A 24,927-nucleotide genomic window follows, 5' to 3' on the forward strand; every position below is an offset into this window, starting at 1 on the left:
GCCGACGGACGGTGTCTCCGCCCTGCCGACGCCTCGCCGGAACCAGTGGACAACCCGCTGCGGGCGGTGGCGATCGGTTGTCGGCAAGCACGAAGGCCCCGGGTCCACCCGGGGCCTTCGTGCTGTGAGCTTCTGGTGCGTCAGCAGTCGAAGTACATGGCGAACTCGTGCGGGGTCGGGCGCAGGCGCACCGGGTCGACCTCGTTGGTCCGCTTCCACTCGATCCAGGTCGAGATCAGGTCGGGCGTGAAGACCCCGCCGTCGAGCAGGTAGTCGTGGTCGGCCTCCAGCGAGTCGAGCACCGCCGACAGCGAGCCCGGCACCTGCTTGACGTCGCCCCACTCCTCCGGCGGCAGGTCGTACAGGTCCTTGTCGATCGGCGCCGGCGGCTCGATCTTGCTCTTGATGCCGTCCAGGCCGGCCATCAACATCGCCGAGAACGCCAGGTAGACGTTCGCCGACGGGTCCGGCACGCGGAACTCGACCCGCTTGGCCTTCGGGTTGCTGCCGGTCACCGGGATGCGGGTGCAGGCGGAGCGGTTGCGCTGCGAGTAGACCAGGTTGACGGGCGCCTCGAAGCCCGGCACCAGCCGGCGGTACGAGTTGACCGTCGGGTTGGTGAAGGCCAGCAGCGACGGGGCGTGGTGCAGCAGGCCGCCGATGTACCAGCGGGCGGTGTCGGACAGGCCGGCGTAGCCGGTCTCGTCGTAGAACAGCGGCTCGCCGTTCAGCCACAGGCTCTGGTGGGTGTGCATGCCGGAGCCGTTGTCGCCGAAGAGCGGCTTCGGCATGAAGGTCGCGGTCTTGCCGTTGGCCCAGGTCTCGTTCTTCACGATGTACTTGAAGAGCTGGAGCTGGTCGGCCGCGTGCAGCAGGGTGGAGAACCGGTAATTGATCTCGGACTGGCCGGCGGTACCCACCTCGTGGTGCGAGCGCTCCACGGTGAACCCGGTGTCGACCAGCCGGCGCACGATGCTGTCGCGCAGGTCGGCGTAGTGGTCCACCGGCGGCACCGGGAAGTAGCCGCCCTTGTAGGCGGTCTTGTAGCCGCGGTTGCCGCCCGGCTCCTCGCGGCCGGTGTTCCAGGCGCCCTCGATCGAGTCGATGTAGTAGAACGACTGGTGCGCCGAGGTCTCGTGGCGGATGGAGTCGAAGATGTAGAACTCCGCCTCCGCGCCGAAGTAGGCGGTGTCGGCGATGCCGCTGGCCGCCAGGTACGCCTCGGCCTTCTTCGCCACGTTGCGCGGGTCCCGGCTGTAGGCCTCGCGGGTGAACGGGTCGTGGATGAAGAAGTTGAGCGCGAGGGTCTTCTGGGCCCGGAAGGGGTCGATGAAGGCGGTGGCGACGTCCGGGAGCAGGAGCATGTCCGACTCGTGGATCGCCTGGAAACCGCGGATCGACGAGCCGTCGAAGGCCAGGCCCTCGGTGAAGAATTCGTCGTCGACCGACTCGACCGGCAGGTTGAAGTGCTGCATCACGCCGGGCAGGTCACAGAAACGTACGTCGACGAACTTCACGTCCTCGTTCTTGAGGTATCGCAGGAGTTCCTCGGGATTGGCGAACACACGTCCTCCTGGCACGTCCACGGGTGGCTAGGCTCTTGGCGACGCTATGGCGGCGCGGTTGCCCGGCCATGTCTTGAGTGTTTCTGCCGTGTTACGTCCCTCGCGGAGCGTCATCCGCGCCGCTCGGGCGGGGCGATCGGGCGGCGGAACGCCATCGGCGGTGCCAGTGTAGTGACACTTGCTCGCTTTGGTCCGTTTTTGCGTCCCGGTGCCGCGCCGCCCCCGATTCCCCCGTACGCCCTGGATACCCTTGACCGTTGTGACCAACCCGCATGACCGGCCCGTGCCGCCCGCGTCCGATCCCGCCTTCACCCCGCCCAGCCTGGGCCGCCGGTTCGGCGCGCTGGTGATCGACTGGGTGCTCTGCCTCCTGGTCGCCCGGGGCTTCGCCGACCCGGTCCGCGACGGCTGGGCGCCCGTGCTGGTGCTGATCCTGGAGTACGGCTTCTTCCTCGGGCTCTTCGCCCAGACGCCGGGCATGTTCATCACGAAGATCCGCTGCGTCGCGTGGGCCCACGGCGGCCGCATCGGCCTGGTCCGGGCGCTGCTGCGCGGCCTCCTGCTCGCCCTCGTCGTGCCGGCCCTGCTGATGGACAACCACCGCCGCGGCCTGCACGACCGCCTGGCGGGCTCCGTCATCACCACCGCCCCCCGCCCCTGACGCCACCGGCCCGCGCCCCCGGCCTTCCGCGATCGTGCACTTCCTGCCCCGACGGAACGGGCACAAGCCGCGATGGTGGGGTGCGAAACTGCGAGATCGCCGAGGGGCGGGGCGGCGGATTGGGCGCGGAAGTGCGAAAGCCGGGCCCGACAGGGCCCGGCTTTCCGCGTACGTCGGGGCGGGTCAGCGACCGCGCGACTGGCGGAACGCGCCGCGCGGGGGCCGCATGTTCTTCGGGATCGCGCCCTTGGGCATCTGCGGGCGCGCGGTGAGCGCCTTGAGTCGCTTGTCCAGCGAGTTGACGTCCTTGCCGCTGAGGTTGCGCGGCAGTCGCATCAGCGTCATCCGCAGCTTGCGGATCGGCAGCTCGCCCTCGTCCTGGCCGATCACGTAGTCGTAGAGCGGGGCCGAGCCGATGACCTTGGCCAGCCGCCGCTTCTCCTGGCCGAGCAGGCCGCGCACCCGCTGCGGGTTGCCCTCCGCCAGCAGGATCACGCCGGGCCGGCCGATGACCAGGTGGACCATGTCCATCTGCGTGGTGGAGCTGACCGCCGGGGTGACCCGCCAGTCACCGCGCATGCTCTCCATGATCTGGGCCGCCGCGCCCGGCTGACCCTCCGCCGCGTTCATCATCGCCCGGTTGGAGCGCAGGTTGAGCACGACCAGCAGGCAGAGCAGGGCGAACAGGATGCCCAGCGGCAGCCAGATCCAGCCCCAGAGCAGGACCGCGACCACGGTGAGCGCGAGCGGGATCAGCACCGCGGCGGCGGCCAGCGGGGCGAACCACCTGTCCTGCTTGGCGGTGAACTTGAACACCATCCCGATCTGCTTCAGCCGCTGGCCGAACGAGACCTTCTCCTGGGGCTTTGCCATGCCGCTGAGTCTAGTGGGCGCCGCACGCCGCGATCACCCGCGGCCGGGCTGAGTACCTTACGCCGCCGTACCGCCCCTGGACGCCGGGAGTAAGGAGGGACGGCGGGGGAAGATCAGGCGGCGTACCCATGCTTCGGGGGCACCTTCGCGCGGAGAGTCAGAGTCGACAAACAGCTGACGACGACCGCAGGGAGCCCGACATGTTCGGTAACGACGCAGACTTCATCCTCTCGCTCCACCGTACGCACGCCGCAGAGTTGCGCGCCGAGGCCGCGGCGGACCGGCTCGCCCGGGACCTGCCGCGCCGCTCCACGCGCAGCTGGTTCAGTCGGCGCCACCATGCGGACCACAGCGGCGACGTCCGCCGGTGACCGCTCCGGCGGTGGCCGGGCCGTCCGTCGCCGACCGGCCGGGCAGCGGAATCGGCGGCGGCGCGGCGCGTGGCATGCTCGGTGCCGTGACCGCACGCACCGCCAGCACCGTCCTCGTGGGCCGCCAGCCGGAACTCGCGGCCCTGCGCGACGCCCTCGCCCGGGCCCGCGCCGGGGAGCCCACCACCGTCCTGGTCGGCGGCGAGGCCGGGGTGGGCAAGACCCGGCTGGTGGAGGAGTTCGGCCGGTCGGCCACCGACGCCGGCGCCCGGCTGCTGGTCGGCCAGTGCCTCGAACTCGGCGAGGCCGGCCTGCCCTTCGCGCCGTTCGCCGCGGCGCTGCGCGCGGTGCTGCGCCGCGACGGCCCGGGCGTCTTCGACGGGTACGAGGCAGAGTTCGCCCGCCTCCTGCCGGAGCTGGCCCGGGGGCCGGTCGGCGTCACCGCGCCCGCCCCGGCGCCGCTCTCCGACGCCCCGCGCGGCTACCTGTTCGACCTGGTCGCCGAGTTGTTCCAGCGGCTGGCCGCCGGGCAACCCCTGGTGCTGCTGATCGAGGACCTGCACTGGGCCGACCGGTCCACCCGCGATCTCATCGCCTTCCTGGTGCGGGCCGCCCGCACGGCCCGGCTGCTGCTGGTCTGCACCTACCGCACCGACGAGCTGCACCGCGGGCACCCGCTGCGGCCCTTCCTCGCCGAGCTGGACCGGGCGCGCGGCGTCGAACGGGTCGAACTCGGCCGCCTCGACCGCGACGGCACGGGCGCGATCCTGGCCGACCTGCTCGGCGCCGAGCCGCTCGCCCGGGCGGTCGACGACATCCACGAGCGCACCCAGGGCAACCCGTTCTTCATCGAGGAGCTGGCCGCCGCGGGCGGCCCGATCGGCTGCGCCGCGCTGCCCGAGACGCTGCGCGACCTGCTGCTGGCCCGGGTGGACCGGCTGCCCGACCAGGCCCAGCGCGTGCTGCGCATCGCCGCCGCCGGCGGCACCCGCTTCGCGCACCAGCTCATCGCCGAGGTGGCCGGGCTGCCCGAGCCCGAGCTGGAGGACGCGCTGCGCGCCGCCGTCGCCGCCCAGCTCGTGGTGGCCGACCCGGAGGGCGACTACGAGTTCCGGCACGCGCTGGTCCGCGAGGCCGTCCACGACGAGCTGCTGCCCGGCGAGCACGCCCGGCTGCACGCCCGTTTCGCGGCGGCCATCGAGGCGCAACCGCACCTGGTGGTCGCCGGCCGCGCCCCGGCCGAGATCGCCCACCACTGGTACGCCGCCCACGACCACCCCCGTGCCCTGGTGACCGCCCGCACCGCCGCCTGCGCCGCCGCCGACCGGTACGCGTACGCGGAGCAGAGCCGGCTGCTGGAGCGGGTGCTGGAGCTGTGGGAGCTGGTGCCCGACGCGGCCGAGCGGCTCGGGATGGACCACCTCGCGGTGCTGGAGGAGACCATCGCGGCGGCCACCACCGCCGGCGACTACCACCGCGCGCTCACCCTGACCCGGGCCGCCCTGGCCGAGGTGGACACCGACGCCGAGCCGCTGCGCGCCGCGCGGCTGCTGGACCGGCGCGGCCGGATGCTGGCCATGCTCGGCAAGAGCGACGGCATGGCCGAACTGCGGGAGGCGTACCGGCTGGCCTCGGGGGTCGCGGACGGGCCGGAGCGGGTGCGGCTGCTCGCCGGCATCGCGGCGCAGCTGATCAGGATCGACCCCGCGCAGGCGGGCGCGCTGGCGGCCGAGGCGACGGCGACGACAGAGGTGCTCGGCGAGGACCTGGAGCTGCTGCCGACCCGGATCGCGATGCTCTGCCGCGCCGAGCGCACGCCGGACCTCGGCCTGGCCGAGCTGCGCCGGGCGGAGACCCGGGCCCGCGCCGCCGGGAACGCGCCGGCGCTGGTGAGCGCCCTGGTCCACCTCTCCGACGTGCTCTTCGAACTGGGCCGGTACGCCGAGTCCGCGGACGCGGCCGCCGCCGGGGTGACCGAGGCGCGGCGGGTCGGCATCAGCCGCTCCACCGGGGCGTACCTGCTGTCGAACCAGGCCGAGGCGCTGATCGCGCTGGGCCGGTGGGACGAGGCCGACGCCGCGTGCGCGGAGGCGGCCCGGATCGATCCGCCGGGCGTCTCGGGGCTGCACTGGCTCCAGCTCCGTGCCAACCTGCGGCTGGCCCGGGCCCACCCGGGCGCGGACGAGCTGGTGGGCCGGGCCCTCGCCTTCCTGGCCCGGCCCTTCCTGTGGCCGAACCACCGGCTGCCCCTGTGGGAGCTGCGGATCGAGGCGGCGCTGGCGGCCGACGACCTGCCCGAGGCCGTCCGCGCGGCCTGCGCCGCGCTGGCCGACGAGGGCCTGCCGCAGCAGCCCCGGGAGGGCTGGCCGGTGCTCAGCGCCGCCGCCCGCACGGCGGCGCGGGCCGGCGACCCCAGGTTGGCCGCCGAGGTGTCCGCGCTCGCCGCCGGGCTGCCGACCCGCTGCCCGGCCGAGCGGGCGCACGCCGCCCAGGCGGTCGCCCTCCTGTCCGCCGGCGACGCCGCGCTCGCGGCGTGGCGGGCGGCGGTCGCGGCGTGGCGCGCGGACGGACAGCCGTACCCGCTCGGGCGGGCGCTGCTGGCGCTCGCCGAGGCGGCGGCCGCGGCGGGCGAACGGGACGAGGTGGCGGCGGCGGTGGACGAGGCGGCCGCGATCGCCGGGCGGCTCGGCGCGACGCCGCTCGCGGAGCAGGCCGCCGCCCTGGCCCGCCGCGTCGGGCTGCGCGGGGCCACCCGGGGCCGCCCCGGCGCCGACCTGCTCACCGTGCGCGAGCGGGAGGTGCTGCGGTTGGTCGCCGAGGGGCACAGCAACAGCCGGATCGCCGAGCAGCTCTTCATCTCGCCGAAGACGGCCAGCGTGCACGTCTCCCGGATCATCGCCAAGCTCGACGTGAGCAACCGGGTGGAGGCCGCCGCGCTGGCCCACCGCCTCGGCCTGCTCGGCGAAACCACCGCCCCCCGCTGACCGTCGGTCGGCGGGGAGCGGTGGGACGGTGCGCCTGGGGGTCGGGGTCAGCCCGCGGTGACCGCAGCGCCCTCGCGGGCCTGGAGGGCCTGCTGGTAGAGCCGCCCGGCGCGGTACGACGAGCGCACGAGCGGCCCGCTCATCACGCCCGCGAAGCCGATCTCCTCGGCCTCCTCGCGCAGCTCGACGAACTCCTCCGGCTTGACCCAGCGGGTGACCGGGTGGTGGCGGGGGGAGGGGCGCAGGTACTGCGTGATGGTGATCAGCTCGCAGCCGGCCTCGTGCAGGTCGCGCAGCGCCTGGGAGACCTCGGCGCGCTCCTCGCCCATGCCCAGGATCAGGTTGGACTTCGTGACCAGCCCGTCGGCGCGGGCCTGGCGGATCACGTCCAGCGACCGCTCGTAGCGGAACGCCGGGCGGATCCGCTTGAAGATCCGCGGCACGGTCTCGACGTTGTGCGCGAGCACCTCCGGTCGGGCGCCGAAGACCTCGGCGAGCTGCTCGGGGACCGCGTTGAAGTCGGGGATCAGCAGCTCGACGCCGCAGCCGGGCTGCAGGGCGTGGATCTGCCGGACGGTCTCGGCGTAGAGCCAGGCGCCGCCGTCGGGCAGGTCGTCGCGGGCCACGCCGGTGATGGTGGCGTAGCGCAGGCCCATCGAGACCACCGACTCGGCGACGCGGCGCGGCTCGTCGGCGTCGAACTCGGCCGGCTTGCCCGTGTCGATCTGGCAGAAGTCGCAGCGCCGGGTGCACTGGTCGCCGCCGATGAGGAAGGTGGCCTCCCGGTCCTCCCAACACTCGTAGATGTTGGGGCAGCCGGCCTCCTGGCAGACGGTGTGCAGCCCCTCGCGCGAGACGAGCCCGCGCAGTTGCGTGTACTCCGGCCCCATCTTGGCCTTGACCTTGATCCATGGCGGCTTGCGCTCGATCGGCGTCTCGGCGTTGCGCGCCTCGATGCGGAGCAGACGCCGCCCCTCGGGGGCGGGCGTCGCGGTGCGCGCTACCTGGCCGGTCGTCGGCGCGGAGTGCTCGATCGTCACGAAACCGAGCCTACGCCCGACGGCCGCCGTCGATGTACCGCGGGCGACCGGCGTCACGCCGGAAGCGTTGTGACGCCGAACACCGAGACCAGGGAAATCGCGTTACACGGGACTCCGGCGGGGTGCTAGCGTGCCGGGCAGAGCTGTGACGGAGCCGAGTAGCGGACCGATCCGCCAGCCCAGAGAGCCGCCGGTTGCTGCGAGGCGGTCTGGCGCCGGGCCGCGAAGACCCTCCCGAGCTGCGGGAAGAACGGCGGGTGACCGGCGCCGCGCGACTGCGCGGAAGGCCGCCCGGCCCAGTAGAGCCCGCCCGGCTGGCCCCGGTGAAAAGGCGACGAACGAGGCCCCCGCTCGTGGGGGCGAAGGTGTGGTGGCACCGCGAGGTTTCCCGCTCGCCCACACCTCCCGGGGATCGCGTTGCGATTGATCGAGGAGGTAACCGCCGTGCAACGCATCCTTTCCCACCAGCTCTCCGCCCATGTCGGCGAGACCGTCCGGATCGCCGGCTGGGTGCACCGCCGCCGGCTGCTCAAGTCGGTGGCGTTCCTGATCGTCCGGGACTCCGGCGGCCTCGCCCAGGTGGTGGTCGCCGACCCGGCCGGCCGCGCCGACCTGGAGAAACTGACCGAGGAGACCGTCGTCGAGGTCACCGGCACGGTGGTCGCGAACCCGACCGCGCCCGCCGGGGTCGAGGTCGCGGAGCCGACCGTACGACCGCTCGGCCCGCCCGCCGTGCCCCCGCCGTTCGACCTCTACCGGCCGGCGCTCACCGCGAGCCTGCCCACCCAGCTCGACCACGCGCCCGTGGCGCTGCGCCACCCGACCCGCTCGGCGGCGCTGCGCGTCTCGGCGGCGGCGGTGGCCGGCTTCCGGGCCGCGCTCGACGCCCGCGACTTCGTGGAGATCCACACCCCCAAGGTGGTCGGCTCGTCCACCGAGAGCGGGGCGAACGTCTTCGCGCTGGACTGGTTCGGCCGGCCCGCGTACCTGGCCCAGTCTCCGCAGTTCTACAAGCAGCTCATGGTCGGCGTCTTCGAGCGGGTCTACGAGGTCGGGCCCGTGTTCCGGGCCGAGCCGCACGACACGGTGCGGCACCTGGCGCAGTACACCTCGCTCGACGCCGAACTCGGCTTCGTCGCCGACCACCGGGACGTGATGGCGGTGCTGCGGCACACCCTGGCCGGCATGCTCGACGCGGTGCGCGAGCGGGCCGGCGCGGCGCTTGCCACGCTTGGCGTCGAGGCCCCCGAGGTGCCGGCGGAGATCCCCGCCGTGCACTTCACGGAGGCGCTGAAGATCGCCGGCGCGCCGGCCGACGAGCCGGACCTCGCCCCGGCGCACGAGCGGGCGCTGGGGGAGTGGGCGCGGCGCGAGCACGGCTCGGAGTTCCTCTTCGTCACCGGCTACCCGATGGCGAAGCGGCCCTTCTACACCCACCCCGACCCGGCGCGGCCCGCGTACTCGAACGGGTTCGACCTGCTGTTCCGGGGGCTGGAGCTCGTGACGGGCGGGCAGCGGCTGCACCGGCACGCCGACTACCTGGCGGCGCTCGCGGCCCGCGGCGAGCCCGTCGAGCCGTACGCCGGCTACGTGGACGCGTTCCGGCACGGCATGCCGCCGCACGGCGGTTTCGCCATCGGGCTGGAACGCTTCGTGGCCCGGCTGACCGGCGCGGCCAACGTCCGGGAGGTGACCGCCTTCCCGCGCGACCTGCACCGGCTCACCCCGTAACCCCGGGAGCCGGTCGGTACGTGCCAGTGGATGCTGTGGGGCTGAGTCGCTTGCGACGTCAGCTCCACAGCGTGCGGTCGGCACCCGCGCGGTGGCCGCGACTCGCCGCCCTTGTCGTCTTCGCCGGGCTCTCCCGGCGGCCCGCCCGCGTGCGCGCTGTGCGACTGATGTCGGGGACGACTCAGGCCGGGCCGAGCAGGTCCCAGAGGTTGCCGGCGATGTCGCGGAAGACGGCGACCCGGCCGTAGGGCTCGGCGCGCGGGGGCTTCACGAACTCGACGCCCGCCGCCACCATCCGGCGGTGCACGGCGTCGAAGTCGTCCACCCGGAGGAAGAAGCCGACCCGCCCGGCCACCTGGTCGCCGACTGCCTGCGCCTGCCGCTCGCCGTCGGCGCGGGCCAGCAGCAGCCCGGTCTGCGCGCCGGGCGGCCGGACGACGACCCAGCGCTTCGGGCGGCCGTCGTTGGTCAGCGACGGCGAGTCCTCGACCAGGTCGAAGCCGAGCACCTCGGTGAAGAACTCGATGGCCGGGTCGTACTCGGCGACGACGACGGTGACGAGGTCGATCCGCACGGCCGGCGGTCAGGCCGCGACGAGGGTGGGCAGGTGGCGCTCGACCACCGGCAGGACGTCGGCCACGGTGACGGGGCGGCCCAGCTCGGCGGTGAGCGAGGTGACGCCCGCGTCGCGGATGCCGCAGGGCACGATCCGGTCGAAGTAGCCCAGGTCGCAGTCGCAGTTGATCGAGAAGCCGTGCAGGGTCACCCCGCGGGCGACCCGGATGCCGATGGCCGCGACCTTGCGGGCCGGACCCCGGTCGTCCTCCGGTACCCAGACCCCGCTGCGCCCCTCGACCCGGCCGGCGGCCAGCCCGAACTCGGCGCAGACGTCGATCAGCAGCTGCTCGGTGCGGCGGACGTAGGCGACCACGTCCACCGGGTCGGGCAGCCGCAGGATCGGGTAGCCCACCAGCTGCCCCGGGCCGTGCCAGGTGATCTTGCCGCCCCGGTCCACGTCGACGACCGGGGTGCCGTCCATCGGCCGGTCCCACGGCTCGGTGCGCTTGCCGGCGGTGTAGACGCTCGGGTGCTCCAGGAGCAGCACGGTGTCGCCGCGCTCCCCGGCCACCACCGACTCGTGCAGTCGACGCTGCTCGTCCCAGGCGGCCTGGTAGTCGAGGACGCCGGCGCGGACGGCCGTGAGGCCGGAGGTCGTCGTGGTCACGCCGCCAAGCCTAGCCCCGTACCAGCCGGTCACCTGCGGTGACGCGGCTCACCATGTGGACCGGGGCGTCAGTCCTGCGGGACGCGCCACAGCCACACGTCGTCGACCCGCTCGGGCGGGCCGAGCAGCGCGGTCAGGGTGCGGCGGATCGCCTCCTCGTCGACCGGCCACTTCGCCCCGTGTACCTCGTCGGCCAGCACGATCGTCTCGATCCGCCAGTGCCGCAGGTCGGCGCGGACCTCCTGGATGCTGCCCTCGGTGATGATCGGCATCAGCCCGGTCCGCCCGGCCTGGTCCACGAGGGCGCCGAGCGGGCGCGGCGGCGGACCGATCCGCCCCCGGCCGTCGGGACCGCCGGGGCCGAGGAAGAAGCCGGACGGGATGGCGAACTCGCCCTGCCGGTGCGCCAGGGCGTGCGCCTGCCAGCGCTGCCCGTCGGGATAGACGTCGAGGGTCAACGGCACCGGGGTCAGCACCCCGCCCGGGGAGACGTAGTCCTGCCAGGTGCCGGCGGTGATGAACCGTGGGATGGGCTCGCGCTCGACGGTCAGCAGCGGGGTGGGCAGCAGCGGCAGCAGCGCCACCGCGAACGCCGCCCACCAGGCCCGCCCCGCCGAACGGCGCCGGGGCGGATCGGCGCGGAGCTGGTCGACGGCGTACGCGAGCAGCACGCCGATCACCGGCGCCACCACCAGCGCCAGCCGGGCGGGCAGGGCGGCGTTCACCACCGGCAGGTGCCCGAGCAGGTCGAAGGGCATCGGCAGGTCGGTGCGCCGCCCGTCGACCTTGGCCTCGGGGCCGAACGAGAGCACGGTGAAGACCACGGCGGTCACGCCCAGCGCCCACAGCGTCGCCCGGCGGCCCGCGTCGGCCCGGCGCCACAGCGCCACGAAGCAGGCGGCGGCGAGCAGCAGCAGGGGGAGGCCGAAGAACGAGTTCTCCTCGGTCGGGTTCGGCGCCAGCCGGGTGCCCAGCCCCGCCTCGCCGGCCAGCGAGCGGCGGGGGTACGCCCCGTACGCGACCACGTCCTCCGAGTGGATGACCGCGTCGAAGCCGGTGCCGTGGAAGCGCTGCGGGCCGGCGAAGTGCAGCCAGAGCGGATACGCCAGCAGCGCCCCGGCGACCACGGCGGTCACCGCGAGCCCGCGCAGGAAGGTCGGCAGCACCGCCCGGGCCTCGCTCCGGTGGGCCGGGTGCAGCGCCCAGACGGCGACGAAGACGCCGAGCGCCAGCGCGGTGAAGAAGAGCCCCTCGGCGGCGATGGAGAAGGCGACGGCGACGAGCGCGCCGAGGATCGCGCCGTCGCGCAGCGGGTGTCGGGAGCGGCGCAGCGCGAACGTCCGCCAGACCAGCAGCGGCACCAGCCAGCCCGCGGTCCAGTTCAGGTGGGCGTTGGCGTGCGAGACCATGCCGGGGGAGAAGCCGATGAACAGCCCGCCGACCGCGGCGGCGAGCGGGCTGCGGACCAGGTGCCGCGAGAGCAGCCAGTACCAGGCGAGCGCGGTGGCGGCCAGGTTGAGGGTGAGGATCACCAGGAAGGTGGCCGGCGGCCCGATCAGATACGTCAGGGGGGCGAAGGCCACCGCGTACACGGTGATCGAGGTGTTGACCGCGAGGTTCACCCCGTCGGGGACGTTGACCAGGTAGGTGAAGAGCGGGTTGTCGCCGTGGGTCACCGCGTGGCCGCCGAAGGCCAGCAGCCACTCGAAGAGCGCCTGGTCGCTGGAGTTGACCGTGACGGCGCGGGTGTTCGGGTCCCGCCACAGCCCGCTGGTCACCCAGAAGGCGAGCGCCAGCGCGACCAGCGCCACGATCAGGTCGGCCCGGCGGTCGCGGACGACGCGGGGCGGCGAGGCCGGCGAGGGCGCCACGGACGGGGAGGTCGGCACGCAGCGGACGTTACCAACCGGACCTGGACACGCCGGTCAGGACGCACATCCTCCCGACGGCGAATGTGTGAGCGTGGCCCATGTCACATCATCGACACATCGACGTAACGTCGCGGCAATTCGCGGGTGACCCAGTTCACAGCCCGTCCCCCAGGAGGCCCCCGTGCGTCGCTCCCCGTCCCTGCTCACCCGGCTGACCGGTGCGGTCGCCGGGCTGGTCCTCGCCGTCGCCGCCGCGGTGGTGACCCTCGCCGCCCCCGCCCAGGCCGCCACCCTCACCCAGGTCACCGGCTTCGGCTCCAATCCCGGCAACCTCGCCATGTACGCGTACCGGCCGGACAACCTGCCGGCCGGAGCCCCGGCGGTGGTGCTGCTGCACGGCTGCACCCAGAACGCCTCCGGCTACTTCGCCAACTCCGGCTGGCGCAAGTACGCCGACCAGTGGCGGTTCGCCCTGATCGTGCCGCAGCAGTCCAGCGCCAACCAGCAGCTGAGCTGCTTCAACTGGTTCGTCGAGCAGGACATCGCCCGCGGCTCCGGCGAGGCCCTGTCGATCAAGCAGATGGTCGACTACGCCAGGACCAACTACGGCACCGACCCGGGTCGGGTCTTCGTCAGCGGGCTCTCCGCCGGCGGAGGGATGAGCGCGGTCATGCTCGCCACCTACCCGGACGTCTTCGCCGCCGGCTCGGTCGTCGCCGGCCTGCCGTACCGCTGCTCGCCGCCCGCCTCGACCAGCACCTGCCAGTACAGCGGGGTGAACAAGAGCCCGCAGGAGTGGGGCGACCTGGTCCGCGCCGCCCACCCCGGACACACCGGCCCGCGCCCCCGGGTCGCCATCTGGCACGGCACCTCGGACTCCACCGTCGTGCCGGCCAACGCCACCGAGCTGCGCGACCAGTGGACCAACGTCCGGGGCGTCTCGCAGACCCCGACCAGCACCGCGTCGCTGCCCGCCAACACCAGCCTCGAGGTGTACGGCGACAACGACGTGCGCGTCTACCGGGTCTCCGGCATGGGCCACGGCACCCCGGTCGACCCCGGCTCGGCCGCCGACCAGTGCGGCACGGCCGCGGCGTACATGCTGGACACCATCTGCTCCGCGTACCACGACGCGGTCTTCTTCGGCCTGAACGGCGGGACCACCCCGACGGCGACCGCGAGCCCCACGGCCTCCCCCACGGCGAGCCCGACCACCGCGCCGACCTGCGTGACCGCCAGCAACTACGCGCACGTCGGCGCCGGGCGCGCCTACCAGTCCGGCGGCTACGCCCACGCCAACGGCTCGAACCAGCGGATGGGCCTCTACAACACCTTCTACACCAGCACCCTGAGGCAGACCGGACCGAACTACTGGGTCGTCGGCTGCTGACCCCGCCCCACGGCGAGGGCCCCTCCCGACCCGACGGGAAGGGCCCTCACGTCATCGCGTCAGCGCGGCGCGCAACGCCCCGGCCAGGTCGGGGTGGCGGAAGGTGAAGCCGGCCCCGCTGAGCACGCCGGGAAGCACCCGGGTGCTCGTCAGCGCCTCGTGGGCGAAGCCGCCGAGCGCCACCTTCAACGCCAGCGCCGGGATCGGGACGATCGCCGGCCGGCGTAGCTGCCGGGCCAGCTCGCGGGTGAACTCGGCGTTGGTCACCGGGGCCGGCCCCACCCCGTTGACCGGCCCGACGACGTCGTCGCGGGCCAGCAGGAACAGCGCGGCGTCCAGCCAGTCGACGAGCGCGATCCACGGCAGCCACTGCCGGCCGCTGCCGAGCCGGCCGGCGACCCCCAGCCGGAACGGCAGCAGCTGCGGCTTGAGCAGCCCGCCGTCGCGGTGCAGCGGCAGCCCCGTACGCAGCCGCACCACGCGGACGCCCGCGTCCTCGGCCGGCCGGGTCGCGGCCTCCCAGACCCGGCAGACGTCGGCCAGGAAACCGTCGCCGGCCGGGGCGTCCTCCTCGACCGTCCGGTCGCCGGTGTCGCCGTACCAGCCGACGGCCGAGGAGTTGAGCAGCACCCGCGGCCGGTCGCCGGCGGGCAGCCCGGCGATGGTGATCGCCAGCGTGGTGGTGGTGTCGACCCGGCTGGACCGGATCAGCTGCCGGTACCGGTCGTTCCACCGCCGGTCGCCGACGCCCGCGCCGGCCAGGTTGACCACCGCGTCCGCCTCCGCCACCGCCGCCGGGTCGAGCTGGGCGGCGGACGGGTTCCACTGCCGCTCGTCGGGGGTGCGCGGCGGCCGGCGGACCAGTCGGGTGACCTGGTGCCCGTCCGCCGCGAGTCGGTCGACCAGCCGGGTGCCGAGGAAGCCGGACGCGCCGGCCAGGAGGATCCGCATGCCCATATCTTCGGATACGGATCCCGGGCCGGATGCGTTCGGGCGGTTACCCGTTCGCCGCTGCCGGCGTCGGGCGCAGGTCGGCCAGGAGGCGTTCGACCTCCGCGAAGGCGTCCTGGGGGAGCGGGCCGAGGGCGAGGGTGGCGAAGTTCTCCTCGGCCTGGGCCACCGTCCGGCAGCCGGGAATCGGCAGCGTGCGGGGGCTGCGGGCCAGCAGCCAGCCGAGCGCGCCCTGGGCGAGGGTGCGGCCGTCGGCGGTGAGCGCGGCCCGGATCCCCTCGACGCGGGCCGCCCACTCCGGCGTCGGCCGGCCGTCGGTGAACCAGACCAGCCACTCCGGGGCCATTCCGCGCACGTCGTCCCGGCCGACCACGCGCGTCGAACCGGTGAGCAGGCCCATCGCCAGCGGCCCCCGATTGAGGGCGGCCAGGTCGGCCGCGTCGCAGAGCGCCAGCATCTCGGCGTTGTCCAGCAGCACCGACTGGTCGTGCTGGATCGCGGCGCAGTGCGGCCCGGCCGCCGCGAACGCCCGCGCCGACGCCGGGTTGTCGGTGCTCCACCCGTACGCCCGGATCTTGCCCTGGGTGACCAGGTCCTCCAGCGTGCCGACCAGGTCGAGCGCGGCGGGCGCCGGCAGGTCGTTGATGTGCAGTTGGTAGAGGTCGACGTGGTCGGTGCCGAGCCGGCGCAGCGACTCGTCCAGGCTCGCCACCGCGTGGCCGGGGCTGGGATCGGTGCCGGTCCACCGCCGGGTCGACTCGTCGGAGCGGTTGCCGAACTTGGTGGCGATCACCGCCCGGTCGCGGCGGCCGGCGAGGGCCCTGCCGAGGACCCGCTCGCTGTGCCCGGCGCCGTAGTTGCTGGCCGTGTCGAAGAGGGTCACGCCGAGGTCGAGCGCGGCGTGGATGGTGCGGACCGACTCGTCGTCGTCGACCTCGCCCCAGCCGAACGGCTGGCCGTCCTCGCCCCACAGCGGGCCGCCGATCGCCCAGCAACCCATGCCGAGCGCGCTGACCTCGATACCGCTGCGACCCAGTGTCCGTGTCATCGTCATGCCCACAGCGTTCGACCTGGAGTGCGCTCCAGGTCAAGTACGCTGCCCGGATGACCGGGTACGCGCCCTCCGAGGCCGCTCGTCGCAGCGGCTTCAGCCTCGACACCCTGCGCTACTACGAGAAGATCGGCCTGCTCAACGGGGTCGGCCGCACGTCGGGTGGACGGCGGGTCTTCACCGACGACGACCTCAGCTGGCTGGTGCTGTTCCGCTGCCTGCGCGACACCGGCATGCCGATCGCCGAGATGCGCCGCTACGCCGAGCTGGCCCGCGAGGGCGAGCACACCACCGGCGAGCGGAAGGCGCTGCTGGAGCAGCACGCGGAGCGGGTCGAGGAGCAGATGCGCCTGCTCCAACGCCAGTACGACCACCTCCGCGAGAAGATCCGCTTCTACGATCGGCTGCCCCGGTCGCGCGCGGCCGGACCGGTCGACGGCCGGGCCTCGGGCTGACCGCGGAACCGGGCTCCTCCCGAGTGGCCGGCTCGCGGCCGGGGTCCACGTCGCAGCCGGCTCAGCCGTCGGTGGCCAGGCGGGCCAGCACCGGCGTGAGCGGGTCCAGGGCGTCGGCGCGGACGACGAACCGGGTGACGCCCCAGCGACGACGGTGCGCGGCGACCGCCGCGACGATCTCGTCCTCGGTGCCGGCCAGCACGAACGGCGTGGCCAGCAGCTCGGCGGCGGTCAGGCCGGTCTGCTCGGCGAACCGGGCGACGGCCGCCTCGGCGTCGTCGGTGACGGCGACCAGCTGCACGAGCGCCTCCAGCACCGGCGGCTCGGCGCGCCCGGCCGCCCCGGCCGCGACGCAGGCCAGCTGCGCCTCGATGTCCGCCTCGCGCCAGCGCACGTCGTGCATGTAGCCGTCGGGCAGGGTGCGCCCCAGGCCGGCCAGCCCGACCACGTCGGCGTGCGCGCCGGCCCAGCGCAGCATCGCGGAGTTCGCCGTGCCGAGCGTCAACGGGATGCGCCGCTGCACCGGGCGCGGCGTGTCCAGCCGGGCGGCCCGCACGGCCAGGTCGGGGCTGTCGACCGTGACCTCCTCGCCGTCGAGCAGGGCGCGGACGGCCTCGGCGACGGCGAGGCAGCGACGCACCCGACCGGCGACGTCCGGGCGCTCCCGCCCGACCGCCTGCCACTCGGCGGGGGTGTGGCCGGCGCCGAGGCCGAGCCGCGCCCGGCCGCCGGAGAGGAGGTCGAGGGTGGCCACGTCCGAGGCGAGCAGCATCGGCTCGCGGATGCCGGCGTTGGCGACGTACGAGCCCAGGCCGATCCTCGACGTCACCACCGCCGCGGCGGCCAGGGCGACGAATGGCGACGTCGTCCTGCCCGGGTGGTCGGCGGTGAAGAGGGCGTCGAAACCGGCCGCCTCGGCGCGCCGGGCCAGGTCCAGCCAGCTCGGGCCGTCGGACGGGGTCGCCTGGAGGGAGAAGATCGCCATGCGCCCACCCTGCCGGGCGCGGGGCCGCCCGACCAGCGCGACGCCGGCAATTCTGCTAACGGCAGACCTACCCGGCCGCCGGTGGCGGGCCCGGAACCCCGAGGAGCTCTTCGGTGGTGCCGACGGTCAGCGCGTTGAGCGCGTCGACCAGCTTCTTCTCCTCGTAGACGAAGTGCGTTTCGAGCAGCGCGGCGAGGGTGTCCAGCTCGGCCCGCAACTCGGCCGGCGGCGCGGCGGCGTCGGCCAACTCCTCGACCCGGTGCAGGATCCCGGCCACGATGTGGTGGTCGGCCGCCAGCTCGCGCAGCACCGGTGCCAGCTCGGGGACCCGGTCGGCCAACGCCCGGAACGCCCCGGTGTCCTCGCCGGTGTGGTGCCGGGTCAGCGCGGCACAGAAGGCCAGGCAGTGGGCCCGCAGGTCGCGGGGCCGTACGCCGGGCTCGCCCAGGCTGTCACGGATGCGGGTGAGCTCCTCGCGGAGCCAGAGGTGGATCTCGATCAGTTGGTTGCCGAAGGCCCGCAGGCGCTCGTCCGGCGTGTATGGATGCACGTGTGTCCCATGCTGTCCCGCGCCTCCATGCCCTCGGCGGTCTCTTGCCGGGTACACCGCGACGCTGCCGGCCAGTCTACCGAGAGCGTTTCGGCGCGGCGTCGGGGGCGACCGACGACAGATGGAGGGGCGTCACGTCGACGGCTCGTCGAGGTTGGTCTCGCGCCAGCGGCCACGCCAGGCGGCCTCGCGCGCCTCGTGACTGGTCCGCTCCTCGAAGACCGCCTCGCGCAGGGCGCGCCGGGCGTCCGCCATGACCACCACCTCGACCGCCACCAGCCCGACGCAGATGGCGGTGAGCAGGGCGAGCGCGGCCAGCCCCGGCAGCCGCTGGCCCACCGGGACCGCGGCGGCGAGCAGCAGCACCGTGCCGAGCCGGGTCCACGAGAGGGTGTGCAGGGTGCGCAGCTGGAACAGCATGTTCGCGCACAGGAAGACGATCACCCCGCCGAAGAGCAGCGGTACGCCCGGGCCGTCCACCGCCCGGGCGATCGGCACCGCCGGGTCGGCGACCTCGTGCACGATCAGCTCCGCGCCGAGGGCGAACAGGATGATCCCGGCGATCATCGGCAGGTAGACGTAGGCGTACGCGTCCCGGGCCATCGCCACCCGCGGGCGCCCCTGCGCCGCGTGCAGGGCGATCCGGGCGGCCGGCCCGATCACGTCGTAGTGCGTCCACCAGAGGGCGGCCGTGAAGAAGATGCCGAGCACCGCCGCGGTGACCGCCGGCCAGGTCGGCGGCTGGCCGAGCAGGTTGCTGCCGACGCCGACCGAGATGACCGACTCGCCCAACGCGATGATCAGAATGAGGTCGTAGCGCTCGGTCCAGTGCTCGGCGGAGGCCACCGTCCAGCCCCAGGCTCCGGCGACCAGGCCCATGCCGTACTGGAGGACGATGACGCTGACCCAGAGCCCGTCGCGCACGATCGCGGCCCGGCCCGGGTCGTCGATCTGCGGCGGGATCAGCGCGGCGGCCGTGAGCAGCAGGGTGCTGCCCACCAGCTCCGGGGAGTACCTCAGCAGCAACCGGCGCTCGCCGGGTTTCTCCCGGGCGACGTGCCAGTACAGCAGCAGGTGCACGGCGCGGATCGTCACGTAGCTCAGCGCGACCACCATCGGCCCCGCCGCGACGTCCGCCAAGTCGCCGAACGCCTGCGGCAGGGACAGCGCGAAGCAGAACAGCGCGGCCATGCCGACCACCATCAGCACCGGGACGAATCCCTCGCCGAGCCGGACGCGGGTGGCCACCACGCAGTGCAACACCCACACCCACCAGAGCACGGCGAGCACGAGCATGGCGTGCAGCAGCTGCCGGCTGGTGACGTTGGCGGCGGTGGCCCTGGTGATGATGAAGAACGAGAAGACGAAGACCAGGTCGAAGAAGACCTCGAACCGGTCCACCCGGGCGCCGGGGGCGACCGAGACGGCGGGACCCAACCGCTCGCTCCATCGGAAGCCGCCCACCCACCCACTCTGGCAGCGTTCCGGCCACACCGGGCCGGAATCGGGGCCACGGCGGAACCGGTCGGCGGGGCGGCCGACGCCGGCCCTGTTCTGACCGGGGCGGGCAGGAGCCGCAGGCACCCGGCCGGGGCGCGGGCCAGGTCGACGACGAGGGCGCCCCGGTCGGTGACCGGGGCGCCCTCTCGCGTCGCGCGGGAACTACAGGCCCAGCTCGGCCTCGAAGTTGCCGGCCTCCAGCCGCTCCTTGACCGCGACCAGGAAGCGGGCGGCGTCCGCGCCGTCGATCAGCCGGTGGTCGTACGACAGGGCCAGGTAGACCATCGACCGGACGGCGACGACCTCACCCAGCTCGGGGTCGTTGACCACGACCGGGCGCTTGACCACGGCACCCGTGCCGAGCATCGCCGACTGCGGCGACGGCACGATCGGGGTGTCGAAGAGCGCGCCCCGGCTGCCGGTGTTGGTCAGCGTGAAGGTCGCGCCCGCGATCTCGTCCGGGCTGATCTTGTTGGTGCGGGTGCGCTCGGCCAGGTCGGCGATCCGCTTGGCGATGCCACCCAGGTTCAGGTCGCCCGCGCCGTGGATGACCGGGACCATCAGGCCGCGCTCGGTGTCCACCGCGATGCCGAGGTGCTCGGCGTCGGGGTAGGTGATCGTGCCCGCCTCCAGGTCCATGCTGGCGTTGACGATCGGGTAGGTCTGCAACGCCTCGACGGCCGCGAGGGCGAAGAACGGCAGGAAGGACAGCTTCACGCCGTGCCGCTGCTGGAACGCGTCCTTGGCGCGGGCCCGCAGCTTGGCGATCTTGGTGACGTCCACCTCGACCACGGTGGTCAGCTGCGCCATCTCGTGCAGCGACTGCTGCATCCGCTTGGCGATGGTGGCGCGGATGCGGGGCAGCTTCTCGGTGGTGCCGCGCTTCGCGCTCGGCTGCGGCTTGGCGGCCGGCTTCGCCGCCGGGGCCGCGGCCGCGGCGGGCTGCTGCGCGGGAGCCGGCGCGGCCTTGGCCGCCTTGGCCTTCTCCGCCGCGTCCAGCACGTCCTGCTTGCGGATCCGGCCACCGACGCCGGTGCCCTTGACCGAGGCGAGGTCGACACCGTGCTCGCTGGCGAGCTTGCGCACCAGCGGGGTCACGTAGCCGGCCGCCTCGTCGCCACCGCCCTGGGCGGGCGCCGACGGGCGCTGCGGCGCGGGGGCCGACGGCACGGCCCTCTGCTCGGCCTGCGCCGGCTGCGCCGACACCTCGGCCTCGGCCGACGGCTCGTTGTACGACATGCCCGGGGTCGGCTCCTCGACCTTGGGCTCCGGCTTGGCCTCGGCCTTCGGCTCGGGCTTCGGTTCCGGCTTGGCCTCGGCCCTGGGCTCCGGCTTCGGCTCCGGCTTGGCCTCGGCGGGGGCGGCGCCGGCGGCACCGATCACGGCCAGGTCCGCGCCGACGGCGGCGGTCTCGTCCTCGGCGACCTTGATCTCCAGGACGGTGCCGGCGACCGGCGACGGGATCTCGGTGTCGACCTTGTCGGTCGAGACCTCCAGCAGCGGCTCGTCGACCTCGACGGTCTCGCCGACCTGCTTGAGCCAGCGGGTGACCGTGCCCTCGGTGACGCTCTCGCCGAGGGCCGGCATCTTGACCGGGGTCCCCTCGCCCGACGGCGCCGGGGCGGCCTGCGCCTGCGGCTCCTCGACGGCCGGCTGCTCCGCCTCGGCCTGCGGCTCCGCGGCGGCCTCGGCGGCCTCCTCGGCCGGCTCCTCCTGCTGCGGGGCGGCCTCGCCGCCACCGGTCGACTCGCCCTCACCGGCGATCACGGCCAGCTCGCTGCCGACCTCGGCGGTCTCGTCCTCGCCGACCACGATCCGGCTCAGCACGCCCGCCGCCGGGGACGGGATCTCGGTGTCGACCTTGTCGGTCGACACCTCGAGCAGGGGCTCGTCGACCTCGACGGTGTCGCCCTCCTGCTTGAGCCAGCGCGTGACGGTGCCCTCGGTGACGCTCTCGCCGAGCCGGGGCATGGTGACCGATACCGGCATCTTCTAAGACTCCTTCATTCCCCTGGTGGGATCATCGCCCGTCGCCGGACGCCGCGGTTGTCGTGGTCAGGCGTGTGCGTGCAGCGGCTTGCCGGCGAGGGCCAGATGCGCCTCGCCCAGGGCCTCGTTCTGCGTCGGGTGGGCGTGCACGAGCTGCGCCACCTCGGCCGGGTACGCCTCCCAGTTGTAGATGAGCTGCGCCTCGCCGACCATCTCGCCGACCCGGGCGCCGACCATGTGCACGCCGACGACGGGGCCGTCCTCCACCCGGACGAGCTTGACGAAGCCGGCCGTCTTGAGGATCTGGCTCTTGCCGTTGCCGCCCAGGTTGTAGTTGTAGGTCTTCACCTTGTCGGCGCCGTACTGCTCCTTGGCCTTCGCCTCGGTCAGGCCGACCGACGCCAGCTCCGGGTCGGAGTAGGTGACCCGGGGGATGCCGGCCTCGTCGATCACGGCCGGGTTCTGGCCGGCGATCTCCTCGGCGACGAAGATGCCCTGCTGGAAGCCGCGGTGGGCGAGCTGGAGGCCGGGCACGATGTCGCCGACCGCGTAGACGTTGGGCACGCTGGTGCGCAGCCGCTCGTCGGTCAGCACGTAACCGCGGTCCATCTTGACGCCCTGCTCCTCGTAGCCGAGGCCGGCGGTGTTGGGGCCGCGGCCGACGGCGACCAGCAGCAGCTCCGCCTCGACGGTCTCGCCGCCGGCGATGGTCACCTTGACGCCGCTGTCGGTCTTCTCGACCTTCTCGAACGGCTTGCCGACCTTGAAGTTGATCTTCCGCTTGCGGAAGGCCCGCTCCAGCGCCTTCGACGACTCCTCGTCCTCGGCGGCGACCAGCCGGGGGAGCGCCTCGATGATCGTGACGTCGACCCCGAAGGACTTCCACACGCTGGCGAACTCGACGCCGATCACGCCGCCGCCGAGCACGATGGCCGAGGACGGGACCCGGTCGAGGGTGAGCGCGTGGTCGCTCGTGATGACCCGCTCGCCGTCGATCTCCAGGCCGGGCAGGCTCTTCGCGTACGAGCCGGAGGCCAGCACGACGTTGCGGCCGGTGTAGCGCTTGCCGTCGACCTCGACGACGTTGCTGCCGACCAGCTTGCCGTGGCCCTCGACGATGGTGATCGCCTTGTTGCCCTTGAGCATGCCCTGCAGGCCCTTGTAGAGCCGGGCGATCACGCCGTCCTTGTACGAGTTGACCGCCGCCATGTCGATGCCGACCAGCTCGGCCTTCACGCCGAACTGCTCCGACTCGCGGGTCTGGTCGGCGATCTCGGCCGCGTGCAGCAGCGCCTTGGTCGGGATGCAGCCGTTGTGCAGGCAGGTCCCGCCGAGCTTGCCCTTCTCGACCAGCGCGACCGTCAGGCCCAGCTGGACGGCGCGCAGGGCGGTCGCGTAACCGCCGCTGCCACCTCCGAGGATGACGATGTCGAAGGTTGCGTCGTTCGGCTCGCTCACGCTCAACTCCCAGGTCGCGTCGCTGCATCGGGGGTCACGGCGGGGTCACGGGACACACCCCACCTCGGTCATCTTGTCACCACCGGGCACAGGGCGCGTAGTGAGGTGCCCAACGACACGTCCGGGACACGTACGCTTGGCACTGCCTTCGATGACGAAGCTTGGGGGAGAGGGTCGGTGGGACTGTTCCGACGACGCAAGAAGACGCGCGCGGTGAGCCTCGACCGCGCCGCCGACCGCGCCGATCTGGAGCACCTGGAGAACTTCGTCCGGAGCCGGCGCGGCGTCGAGGCCTACATCGAGCCCCGCACGACCGTGACCGAGACCACCGTCATGCTGATCGCCGACGACGGGGAGTGGACGCGCCGCCGCATCGACGGCCCGGACGGCGCCCGCCGCTTCGCGTACCGGATGGGCATTCCCGTCTACGACGTCCGCCTGATGGGCTACCCGCAGCGGATGCGGGACTACAACGAACGCCGCAAGCGCCGCCCCGAGCTCTTCTGACCGCCCGCCCGGCGCCGCCGCACCCCGGGGCGCGCCGCGCGGATCTTGGGCGTGGGGGCGCGGGTGGACGCGGCGAGGCCCCCTGCCGGGACGGCAGGGGGCCTCGTCCGTGGTCGGGTCAGCCGTTGGCGGCGACGTCCTCGACGAGCTGGACCAGCGTGCGGACCGGGACGCCGGTGCCGCCCTTGGTCCAGTAGCCGGTCGGCTCGCCCGAGTGGTAGCCCGGCCCGGCGATGTCGATGTGCGCCCACGCCACGTCGTCGGTGACGAACTCCCGCAGGAACACCCCGCCCTGGAGCATGTGACCGGCCCGGTCCATGCCGGCGTTGACCTGCGAGATGTCGGCCACCTCGGAGTCCATGCCCTTGCGCACGTCGTCCGGCATCGGCATCGGCCAGGCCGGCTCGCCGACGGCGTCGCCGGCGGCCCGGACCCGCTCGCACAGCTCGGGGCTGCCCATCACGCCGGCGACCCGCTTGCCCAGCGCGACGACCTGCCCGCCGGTGAGGGTGGAGGTCTCGAAGAGGTAGTCGCAGCCGTCCTCGCAGGCCCGCGCCATGGCGTCGGCCAGGATCATCCGGCCCTCGGCGTCGGTGTTGAGCACCTCGACCTTCTTGCCGTTGTACATGCTGATCACGTCACCCGGCCGGTACGACCGCCCGGACGGCATGTTCTCCGCCATGGGCAGGTACGCGGTCACCGCCACCGACGGCTTGAGCGCCGCGATCGCCAGCATGGCCGCGCCCACGGCGGCGGCGCCCGCCATGTCGGACTTCATCTCCCACATGCCCTGCGCCGGCTTGATCGAGATGCCGCCGGTGTCGAAGGTGATGCCCTTGCCGACCAGCGCGACCCGCTTGCCGTTGCCGCCGCCGGCCGGGGTGTAGCTCAGCTTCACCAGGCGCGGCGGGGCCTCCGAGCCCTGCCCGACGGCGATGATGCCGCCGTAGCCGCCGGCCACCAGCGCCGCCTCGTCGAGCACCTCGACCTCCAGGCCGGCCTCCCGGGCGGCGTCCGCCACCGACTCGGCGAAGGACGGCGGGCGCAGCTCGTTCGGCGCGGTGTTCACCCAGTCCCGGCTGCGCCGGACCGCGCCGCCGACCGCCTCGGCCCGGGCGATCTCGGCCCGGGCGCCGGCGTCGCCGGCGTCCGGAACGGCGACCAGCACCTCGGCCACCGGCTCCCGCCGGGCCGGCTGCGGCCGGGTCTTGTAGCCGGCGAACCGGTACCCGCCGAGCAGGGCGCCCTCCGCCACGGCGCGCAGCGCGGCCGGCGCGTCGGCGTCGTCCGGCAGCGGCAGGGCCAGCGCCACCCGGGGCGCGCCGGCGAGCGCGCGGACGGCCGCGCCGGCGGCCCGGCGCAGGGTCTCCGGGGCCGGGGCGGCGCCGGTCGGCTCCGGACCCAGCCCGACCGCGGCGACCACCGGGGCGGTCACCGTGCCCAGCGTGGCCAGCTTGATCACCTCGCCGGGGCCGCCGGTCGCGCCCAGCAGGGCCAGCGTCTCGGTCAGCTTGCCGTCGAAGGCGGCGGCGATGCTCTCCGCGCCGCTGGCCAGGAGCAGGGTTCCGGCGAGGCCGCTGGTGGCGTCCTGCTCTCCGGTCTGGCTGTGCACGCCGATCACGATCGCGTCGACGGCGAGCTCGGCGGGGTCGGTGTCGACCAGGCTCAGGGTGGTGCTGGGCGATGTCACTGAAGCTACTCCGGGCGGGCCGGGCCGGCCGCGTCGTCGCGTACCGGCGATGAAGGTCTCCGGCGGAACGTACCCGTCGG

General features: G+C 73.9%; 21 protein-coding genes. 7 read left to right on the forward strand and 14 right to left on the reverse strand.

All coding sequences use genetic code 11. The features are described from left to right. Positions 1-140: 140 nt before the first annotated feature. Positions 141-1,565, reverse strand: a complete 1,425-nt coding sequence (gene glnA, locus ACGF7U_RS05505; RefSeq protein ID WP_393103251.1) for a type I glutamate--ammonia ligase — start codon at positions 1,563-1,565, stop codon at positions 141-143. A 259-nt stretch (positions 1,566-1,824) separates the two neighbouring features. Here glnA and ACGF7U_RS05510 point away from each other — a divergent pair, with 259 nt between their 5' ends. Further along, positions 1,825-2,226 (forward strand): RDD family protein, encoded by a 402-nt coding sequence (locus ACGF7U_RS05510; protein WP_393103253.1) that lies wholly within the window; start codon positions 1,825-1,827, stop codon positions 2,224-2,226. 183 nt (positions 2,227-2,409) lie between these two features. Here ACGF7U_RS05510 and ACGF7U_RS05515 read toward each other — a convergent pair whose 3' ends face one another. Further along, a complete protein-coding gene (locus ACGF7U_RS05515; protein WP_393103255.1) occupies positions 2,410-3,099 on the reverse strand; it encodes a DUF4191 domain-containing protein in 690 nt (229 codons plus the stop codon). 200 nt (positions 3,100-3,299) lie between these two features. Between ACGF7U_RS05515 and ACGF7U_RS05520 the strand changes: the two genes are divergently transcribed. Then, entirely contained in the window at positions 3,300-3,470 is a 171-nt protein-coding gene (locus tag ACGF7U_RS05520; RefSeq protein WP_393103257.1) for a hypothetical protein, read from the forward strand. A gap of 86 nt (positions 3,471-3,556) precedes the next feature. Beyond that, a complete protein-coding gene (locus tag ACGF7U_RS05525; RefSeq protein WP_393103259.1) occupies positions 3,557-6,454 on the forward strand; it encodes an ATP-binding protein in 2,898 nt (965 codons plus the stop codon). A gap of 47 nt (positions 6,455-6,501) precedes the next feature. Here ACGF7U_RS05525 and lipA read toward each other — a convergent pair whose 3' ends face one another. Next, the gene (lipA, locus tag ACGF7U_RS05530) at positions 6,502-7,551 is read right to left on the reverse strand and encodes a lipoyl synthase (RefSeq protein ID WP_393103261.1); all 1,050 of its coding nucleotides are present in this window, start codon (positions 7,549-7,551) and stop codon (positions 6,502-6,504) included. A gap of 387 nt (positions 7,552-7,938) precedes the next feature. Between lipA and aspS the strand changes: the two genes are divergently transcribed. Next, a complete protein-coding gene (gene aspS, locus ACGF7U_RS05535) occupies positions 7,939-9,225 on the forward strand; it encodes an aspartate--tRNA(Asn) ligase (protein ID WP_393103263.1) in 1,287 nt (428 codons plus the stop codon). A 181-nt stretch (positions 9,226-9,406) separates the two neighbouring features. Here the strand turns inward: aspS and ACGF7U_RS05540 are convergent, their stop codons facing one another. From ACGF7U_RS05540 to ACGF7U_RS05550, 3 genes are all read right to left on the reverse strand, one after another. Next, the gene (locus ACGF7U_RS05540; RefSeq protein WP_393103265.1) at positions 9,407-9,799 is read right to left on the reverse strand and encodes a VOC family protein; all 393 of its coding nucleotides are present in this window, start codon (positions 9,797-9,799) and stop codon (positions 9,407-9,409) included. 9 nt (positions 9,800-9,808) lie between these two features. After that, positions 9,809-10,450 carry a lipoyl(octanoyl) transferase LipB gene (lipB, locus tag ACGF7U_RS05545; RefSeq protein WP_393103267.1) on the reverse strand — a complete coding sequence of 214 codons (642 nt, stop codon included), beginning with the start codon at positions 10,448-10,450 and terminating at the stop codon, positions 9,809-9,811. A 68-nt stretch (positions 10,451-10,518) separates the two neighbouring features. Next, positions 10,519-12,339, reverse strand: coding sequence for a DUF2079 domain-containing protein (locus ACGF7U_RS05550; RefSeq protein WP_393103269.1), 1,821 nt, complete (start codon positions 12,337-12,339; stop codon positions 10,519-10,521). Between the two features lie 163 nt (positions 12,340-12,502). Between ACGF7U_RS05550 and ACGF7U_RS05555 the strand changes: the two genes are divergently transcribed. Beyond that, the gene (locus tag ACGF7U_RS05555; RefSeq protein ID WP_393103271.1) at positions 12,503-13,711 is read left to right on the forward strand and encodes an alpha/beta hydrolase family esterase; all 1,209 of its coding nucleotides are present in this window, start codon (positions 12,503-12,505) and stop codon (positions 13,709-13,711) included. Between the two features lie 51 nt (positions 13,712-13,762). Here ACGF7U_RS05555 and ACGF7U_RS05560 read toward each other — a convergent pair whose 3' ends face one another. Then, positions 13,763-14,662 carry a TIGR01777 family oxidoreductase gene (locus tag ACGF7U_RS05560; protein ID WP_393103273.1) on the reverse strand — a complete coding sequence of 300 codons (900 nt, stop codon included), beginning with the start codon at positions 14,660-14,662 and terminating at the stop codon, positions 13,763-13,765. 46 nt (positions 14,663-14,708) lie between these two features. After that, positions 14,709-15,716, reverse strand: coding sequence for an aldo/keto reductase (locus ACGF7U_RS05565; RefSeq protein ID WP_393103275.1), 1,008 nt, complete (start codon positions 15,714-15,716; stop codon positions 14,709-14,711). Positions 15,717-15,766: 50 nt separating this feature from the next. Between ACGF7U_RS05565 and ACGF7U_RS05570 the strand changes: the two genes are divergently transcribed. Continuing rightward, a complete protein-coding gene (locus tag ACGF7U_RS05570; RefSeq protein ID WP_393103277.1) occupies positions 15,767-16,168 on the forward strand; it encodes a MerR family transcriptional regulator in 402 nt (133 codons plus the stop codon). Positions 16,169-16,229: 61 nt separating this feature from the next. Here ACGF7U_RS05570 and ACGF7U_RS05575 read toward each other — a convergent pair whose 3' ends face one another. The 5 genes from ACGF7U_RS05575 to lpdA form a co-directional block, all read right to left on the reverse strand. After that, positions 16,230-17,153: an LLM class flavin-dependent oxidoreductase gene (locus ACGF7U_RS05575; protein WP_393103279.1), complete on the reverse strand. Its 924-nt coding sequence runs from the start codon at positions 17,151-17,153 to the stop codon at positions 16,230-16,232. A 67-nt stretch (positions 17,154-17,220) separates the two neighbouring features. Next, positions 17,221-17,703 (reverse strand): hemerythrin domain-containing protein, encoded by a 483-nt coding sequence (locus ACGF7U_RS05580; RefSeq protein ID WP_393103281.1) that lies wholly within the window; start codon positions 17,701-17,703, stop codon positions 17,221-17,223. A 132-nt stretch (positions 17,704-17,835) separates the two neighbouring features. Further along, a complete protein-coding gene (locus tag ACGF7U_RS05585; protein WP_393103283.1) occupies positions 17,836-19,167 on the reverse strand; it encodes a low temperature requirement protein A in 1,332 nt (443 codons plus the stop codon). 198 nt (positions 19,168-19,365) lie between these two features. Then, positions 19,366-21,192: a 2-oxoglutarate dehydrogenase, E2 component, dihydrolipoamide succinyltransferase gene (gene sucB, locus ACGF7U_RS05590; protein ID WP_393103285.1), complete on the reverse strand. Its 1,827-nt coding sequence runs from the start codon at positions 21,190-21,192 to the stop codon at positions 19,366-19,368. 66 nt (positions 21,193-21,258) lie between these two features. Further along, positions 21,259-22,650 (reverse strand): dihydrolipoyl dehydrogenase, encoded by a 1,392-nt coding sequence (gene lpdA / locus ACGF7U_RS05595; RefSeq protein WP_393103287.1) that lies wholly within the window; start codon positions 22,648-22,650, stop codon positions 21,259-21,261. A gap of 177 nt (positions 22,651-22,827) precedes the next feature. Between lpdA and ACGF7U_RS05600 the strand changes: the two genes are divergently transcribed. Next, positions 22,828-23,157, forward strand: coding sequence for a hypothetical protein (locus tag ACGF7U_RS05600; RefSeq protein ID WP_393103289.1), 330 nt, complete (start codon positions 22,828-22,830; stop codon positions 23,155-23,157). A 118-nt stretch (positions 23,158-23,275) separates the two neighbouring features. On the opposite strand, the gene ACGF7U_RS05605 is transcribed toward ACGF7U_RS05600, so the two are convergent. After that, positions 23,276-24,847, reverse strand: a complete 1,572-nt coding sequence (locus ACGF7U_RS05605; protein ID WP_393103291.1) for a leucyl aminopeptidase — start codon at positions 24,845-24,847, stop codon at positions 23,276-23,278. Positions 24,848-24,927: the final 80 nt, after the last annotated feature.

This window comes from Micromonospora sp. NPDC047670 (genome assembly GCF_043204915.1).
Classification (GTDB): Bacteria; Actinomycetota; Actinomycetes; order Mycobacteriales; family Micromonosporaceae; genus Micromonospora.

Excerpts from the sequence above, each read along its gene's own strand:
- ACGF7U_RS05515 (WP_393103255.1), bottom strand. The coding sequence starts at position 3,099 with ATGGCAAAGCCCCAGGAGAAGGTCTCGTTCGGCCAGCGGCTGAAGCAG.
- ACGF7U_RS05520 (WP_393103257.1), top strand. The coding sequence starts at position 3,300 with ATGTTCGGTAACGACGCAGACTTCATCCTCTCGCTCCACCGTACGCAC.
- ACGF7U_RS05560 (WP_393103273.1), bottom strand. The coding sequence starts at position 14,662 with ATGCGGATCCTCCTGGCCGGCGCGTCCGGCTTCCTCGGCACCCGGCTG.
- ACGF7U_RS05565 (WP_393103275.1), bottom strand. The coding sequence starts at position 15,716 with ATGACGATGACACGGACACTGGGTCGCAGCGGTATCGAGGTCAGCGCG.
- ACGF7U_RS05570 (WP_393103277.1), top strand. The coding sequence starts at position 15,767 with ATGACCGGGTACGCGCCCTCCGAGGCCGCTCGTCGCAGCGGCTTCAGC.
- ACGF7U_RS05575 (WP_393103279.1), bottom strand. The coding sequence starts at position 17,153 with ATGGCGATCTTCTCCCTCCAGGCGACCCCGTCCGACGGCCCGAGCTGG.
- sucB (WP_393103285.1), bottom strand. The coding sequence starts at position 21,192 with ATGCCGGTATCGGTCACCATGCCCCGGCTCGGCGAGAGCGTCACCGAG.